Origin of the sequence: Moorena sp. SIO2C4, from assembly GCF_010672485.1 — a bacterium.
Lineage (GTDB): Bacteria > Cyanobacteriota > Cyanobacteriia > Cyanobacteriales > Coleofasciculaceae > Moorena > Moorena producens.
The window spans coordinates 1-5,931 of sequence record NZ_JAAHGN010000442.1; the positions used below are offsets into that span (position 1 = coordinate 1).

At 42.7% G+C, this 5,931-nt stretch carries 3 protein-coding genes and 2 pseudogenes; 4 read left to right on the plus strand and 1 reads right to left on the minus strand.

Features of this window, described 5'->3' with window-relative positions; genetic code table 11:
• The 3 genes and pseudogenes from F6K20_RS21400 to F6K20_RS21410 all read left to right on the plus strand — a co-directional run.
• Window positions 1-1,056 (plus strand): annotated as a pseudogene (locus F6K20_RS21400) (tetratricopeptide repeat protein); the annotation flags it as partial.
• A gap of 42 nt (window positions 1,057-1,098) precedes the next feature.
• Entirely contained in the window at window positions 1,099-1,383 is a 285-nt protein-coding gene (locus F6K20_RS21405) for a tetratricopeptide repeat protein (protein WP_008189158.1), read from the plus strand.
• A 75-nt stretch (window positions 1,384-1,458) separates the two neighbouring features.
• Complete coding sequence (locus F6K20_RS21410) at window positions 1,459-3,093, plus strand: CHAT domain-containing protein (RefSeq protein ID WP_008189155.1); 1,635 nt, start codon at window positions 1,459-1,461, stop codon at window positions 3,091-3,093.
• On the opposite strand, the gene F6K20_RS21415 is transcribed toward F6K20_RS21410, so the two are convergent.
• The gene (locus tag F6K20_RS21415; RefSeq protein ID WP_008189153.1) at window positions 3,090-3,494 is read right to left on the minus strand and encodes a hypothetical protein; all 405 of its coding nucleotides are present in this window, start codon (window positions 3,492-3,494) and stop codon (window positions 3,090-3,092) included. The two genes, F6K20_RS21410 and F6K20_RS21415, sit on opposite strands and share 4 nt — an antisense overlap.
• Window positions 3,495-5,537: 2,043 nt before the next feature.
• Between F6K20_RS21415 and F6K20_RS21420 the strand changes: the two are divergent.
• Window positions 5,538-5,931: pseudogene (locus F6K20_RS21420) on the plus strand (hypothetical protein); the annotation flags it as partial.

Here is a 5,931-nt window from a genome sequence, read left to right on the forward strand (position 1 = left end):
GTTCACACCAAAAAAGACTTCCCCGAAGAGTGGGCAAGGACTCAAAACAACCTGAGCCTTGTCTACAGAAACAGAATCCGTGGTGATAAAGCAGAGAATCTCGAACTTGCCATTAAAGCATACGAACGAGCATTGGAAGTTCACACCAAAAAAGACTTCCCCGAAGAGTGGGCAAGGACTCAAAACAACCTGAGCCTTGTCTACAGAAACAGAATCCGTGGTGATAAAGCAGAGAATCTCGAACTTGCCATTAAAGCATACGAACTAGCATTGAAAGTTCACACCAAAAAAGACTTCCCCGAAGAGTGGGCAAGGACTCAAAACAACCTGGGCATTGCTTACAGAAACAGAATCAGTGGTGATAAAGCAGAGAATCTCGAAAAAGCGATTGCAGCATACGAACTAGCATTGAAAGTTCACACCAAACAAAAGTTCCCCGAAGAGTGGGCAACGATTCAAAACAATCTAGGCCTTGCTTACAGAAACAGAATCCGCCACAACAGGGAATCGAATCTAGAACTTGCTATTGAAGCATACAAACGAGCTTTGTGGGTTTACACCAAACAAGACTTTCCCCAAAATTGGGCAATGACTCAAAATAACCTGGGCAGTGCGTACCGTGAAAGAATCCGCCACAACAGGGAATCGAATCTAGAACTTGCTATTGAAGCATACAAACGAGCTTTGTGGGTTTACACCAAACAAGACTTTCCCCAAAATTGGGCAATGACTCAAAATAACCTGGGCAGTGCGTACCGTGAAAGAATCCGTGGTGATAAAGCAGAGAATCTCGAAAAAGCGATTGAAGCATACGAACTAGCTTTGTCCGTTTACACCAAAGAAGACTTCCCTATTGAGTGGGCAATGAATCAAAAGAACCTGGGCAATGCGTACCGTGACAGAATCCGTGGTGATAAAGCAGAGAATCTCGAAAAAGCGATTGAAGCATACGAACTAGCTTTGTCCGTTTACACCAAAAAAGACTTCCCCGAAGAGTGGGCAACGATTCAAAACAATCTCGGCGCAGCCTACAGTTAAAGAATTCGTGGTGATAAGTAAGAGAATCTCGAAAATGCTATTACAGCATACCAACTAGCATTGTCAGTTTACACCCCGCAAGCCGATCCGATTAACTGTCTCATAACTTCCCGCAACTTAGGTCACCTCCACTTCAACCAACGTAACTGGCAACCCGCCATCGATGCCTACCAACAAGCAATCACAGCAGTAGAAATCAGTCGCAGTGAGGCAATCAATGATCCAAATCGTCAACAGATGTTGGCACAGGCAATAACAGTTTATCAGGGTGCATCTCATCTTTGTAAAAAAGAAGGGAAGTGCCGGAAGTGTCGGAAGCGTGGGGATTTTAGGGAGGGTGGGTAGTGTAGGCAGTTTGGGAATTTTATTATAATTTTTGTTTAATTGCAAAAGTGAGATGCACCCGTTTATCAAACACTAGTGCAAGCCTATATCAATATAGAACAGTTGGATAAAGCCATCGAAACAGTCGAACGCAGCAAAGCCCGGGACCTAGTGCAACTGCTCACCAACCGCGACCTTTATCCTAAAGGCAACGTTCCCCAAGGGATAATCACCGAGTTAGATCAACTGCGTCGAAACATTCCATCATTGGAAAAACAGTTACAAGTAGTTTTTGAAAAACTATCTGGAAATAGCGATAACACACAACTAAAGCAACGACCATCTATAGAGGAATCACGGAAACGACTACAGCAAGAATTACAGAAGTCGCTACAGCAGCTAGATCAGGTGCTTAAAGAAATCAATGATAACTATGACTCCAGTTTCAGTCTAACTCAAACCGTAGAAACTATTCCGTTTAGGGATATTCAGAGCCTGATTGATCAAGGCACCGCTATTATTGAGTGGTATGTTACCAGGGATAATATTCTTACCTTTATTGTCACCAGTCACAGTCAGCAGCCCATAGTTGTGTCATCCTCTCCTGAAAAGCTGAAAACTTTGGAAGACTGGGATAAAGACTATACCAATGCCTACCGCAACCAAAAAAATCAATGGATAACTAATCTATCCACTCGTCTCGTGGACCTCGCTACAATATTAGATATTGATAACATCATTTCCAAGATTGATGGAATATTTGAGAAAGTTGGGGGTAAATGCGATCGCTTAATTATAGTGCCCCATCGTTTCCTGCATCTGTTTCCCCTCCACGCTTTAGCTTTATCAAAAGGTAATTTACTTATCGACCGCTTTGAAAGAGGGGTAAGTTATGCTCCTAGTAGCCAGTTACTGAAACTAACAAAAGAACAACAGCGCCCCCACTTCAATAACTTATTTGCCATCCAAAACCCCACTAGACCTGAAGCAAAACCATTGCCTGGCTCGAAACTAGAAGTTGATAAAATCCGACAATACTTTGACCCCAACCACAGTATTGTTCTTGCTGAAGCAGACGCAACCGAAGCCAAGCTAAATCAAAATATCAAGCAACTCCGCTCTGCTCACTGTGTCCACTTTTCCTGTCATGGCACGTTCAAATCTCAATCTCCCCTAGAATCAGCCCTACTTTTAGCAGATGCAGACCTAACCTTGTATAAAATCTTTAAACTTGATCTCAGTCAATGTCTTATTGTCATTCTTTCTGCCTGTGAAACTGCGATGACCCTTTCCAGTAACCAAGAATCAAGTAACAAAGACGAAGATACTGGATTACCTAGTGGTTTAGATGAATATATTGGTTTGCCTAGCGGTTTTCTCTATGCAGGTAGCCCTAGCGTTGTCAGCACCCTCTGGAAAGTCGATCCTCTTGCCACTGCTTTGTTAGTGATCAAATTATACAAAAACCTCAAACGACTGCCAACGTTAGAAGATGGGGATGTTTCAACTGCCTTAGTTAACGCCCAATTCTGGTTACGAACACTGAACAGTAAAACCTTGGCAAGAATCCAAAAAAGTCAAAAATTTAAGGGTTTGATGGCTCAAATATTTGAAAACAATAAGCGCGATCGTCGCAAATTCAATGACTTACTATATGCTGCCATTAAGCGCCAACCCTATCCTTTTGCTAACCCCTATTATTGGGCAGCTTCCGTAGCTACAGGCACTTAGGGGTTAGGATTGTAAGATTGGCAGAATTTTTCGATGCCTTCTTGCTCAATATAGATAGCAATTGGAGTAGCCATTAGTCCGGCTACTAGAGGTTTAAATTCCAGTGATCCCGCCAAGAACTCAGCTATTACTCCTATAAGTGCAGGCAAGTAGTTTTCTCTAAATTTTTTATATTTTGGCTGACAGATATGACCATGACACTGCCTAAGGATCTGAGTAAACCAACGCAAGTCACCCTTATCTTCTACTCCTTCAATGCCATTGCGAGTGGCTAGGGATTCAGCAGCATCAGCTAAATCACCATCCCACTCTTCGATTACCTCAAGAGCTTCTAGTGCTTGTGGATTATTTGCCAGTTCGGAACGTAACTTGGAAATCTGTTCTGATGTAAGTGTAGTCATCAAGTTATTTCGCTAAACTTGCTGAATTTGACAACAACTTTCAGTTTACAACAGTTTTTATAGAAAATAGCGCTTTATATGGCGTTGCTTAATAATGGAATGATTTTAAGCACACCTGTGGAATGGGGATCTTGGTAGAACTGGCATCTTGCCAGTTTCAATCTATTTTCGCGCGGGCATCTTGCCAGTTTCAATCTATTTTCGTGGGGGCAGAATGCCCACTCTATAATGGAATGATTTTAAGCGCACCTGTGGAATAGGTATCTTGGTAGAACTGGCATCTTGCCAGTTTCATGCTTATTTTCGTGCGGGCAGGATGCCCACTCTATAATGGAATGATTTTAAGCGCACCTGTGGAATGGGGATCAGGCGTGGCACTGGCATCAAGCCAGTTTCAATCTATTTTCGTGCGGGCAGGATGCCCAATATTTTCGTGCGGGCAGGATGCCCACTCTACTCCTATTCATTCAGAGACTGACGCAACGGCCTTTATATTAAATTTATAGCAATCTGTGTCGAAATTTTGATAATTTTTCTTCCCTACTCCCTACTCCCTACTCCCTACTCCCTTTGCTATATAAGGTACCTTAAATTTTGTTAAACCTACTCGACACGGCCTGCTTTCTTGAAACTCTCTCAGGGCATCCGTGAAATGAATTGTACCAACAGGGGGGCGCTAAACAACAGAGCGATATCAATAACGGTGATAGTAGCGAAGCGAATCTGTTGACTACTCATAATTACTTATTTCCTCATTTATCAAGGTAGCTTAAATTTTGTTAAACCTACTCGACACGGCCTGCTTTCTTGAAACTCTCTCAGGGCATCCGTGAAATAAATTTTACCAACAGGGGGGCGCTAAACAACAGAGCGATATCAATAACGGTGATAGTAGCGAAGCGAATCTGTTGACTACTCATAATTACCTATTTCCTCATTTATCAACGTACATTAAATTTTGTTAAACCTACTCGACACGGCCTGCTTTCTTGAAACTCTCTCAGGGCATCCGTGAAATGAATTGTACTAACAGGGGGGCGCTAAACAACAGAGCGATATCAATAACGGTGATAGTGGCAAAGCGAATCTGTTGACTACTCATAATTACCTATTTCCTGATTTATCAACGTACATTAAATTTTGTTAAACCTACTCGACACGGCCTGCTTTCTTGAAACACTCTCAGGGCATCCGTGAAATGAATTGTACTAACAGGGGGGCGCTAAACAACAGAGCGATATCAATAACGGTGATAGTAGCGAAGCGAATTTGTTGACTACTCATAATTACCTATTTCCTCCAGCAGTTATCTAAAACTTCTTTAAAGTTGATGTGAATATACTACAGTCCACAATAATTTCACTGCACCGACTTAGCTCACCCACCTTAGTGATTTTCCAGACCGATTGGTGTGATCTGGATCACAATAGCAAAGGGAACAGGGAGTAGGTCAGCATTCAGCAGTCAGCGGTCAGCGGTCAGCTTGTTGATAGCTGATAGCAGCTAAAGTAGCGTTGCTGATTCTGGGTATGATTCCGCGCCCCATACCCAGAATCAGCAACGCCATTTTCTGAGGGTGACCATAGACCAAATCCTGTGGCTGATACGCGACACGCTGATAGCTGAATGCTTACGAGGCAACAGGCAACAGGCAAGAGCTATATAGAGATTTTTGGGAATGGAAAAAACTGTAATCGCTGTTTACAATTCATTTAAAAACCCTATACCAATCCAGGGATTTTCCTTAATGCATATAAAATTAAATTTGTCAAGTAACTTTACTGAACTTTTGTTCTAGGGGCAATGTCCTAGAAGCCTGTGGTAAATTTAACTCAAAGACTGCGGAAGCTTGCCGATCGAAAAGGTTGGCATAGGGAGGATTCCGTTCCCCAGATTCTGGTCACTCAAGGGTGTATCTGATTTTTATTCAACCGCTGGTAATCCAACTAGCTTGCTCCGGATTAGGTAGCGCTAGCCTTGTATCAATAGCTAAACATCCCATGCGGCAATTTAATTTTTAATCAGAGTTAAAACGTTCTGCTGATGACACCCTTTTTTCGCAAGGCTTTTGCCCATCTACCCAAAAAAAATCCTAGGTCACACCGATCAGATGGTCACTCTAGCGCTAATCAAGCCTCTACTTCGAGGAGGTTCGATGCAAAAGCAGATCATCCTCGGCCTTCGTTCCAAAGATATTCTTTAGTCCTACTATTATTCCTCAGCTGTAGTATTTCCATTGGGTTAAGCACAAGGTTAGTGTCTGCCCAAAGTGATGGCAGTACCACTGATAGTAACAAAACCCTAAGGGAGAGTACCATCGAGGAACTCAAGGAAAAATCTCAACCCACCTTTGCTCTACCTTCCCCACCAACTAAAGCTCCTGAGATCGATGCTCCTCCTGCTGGTAAGTACATCCTAGAATTCAATCGCAGCCAGA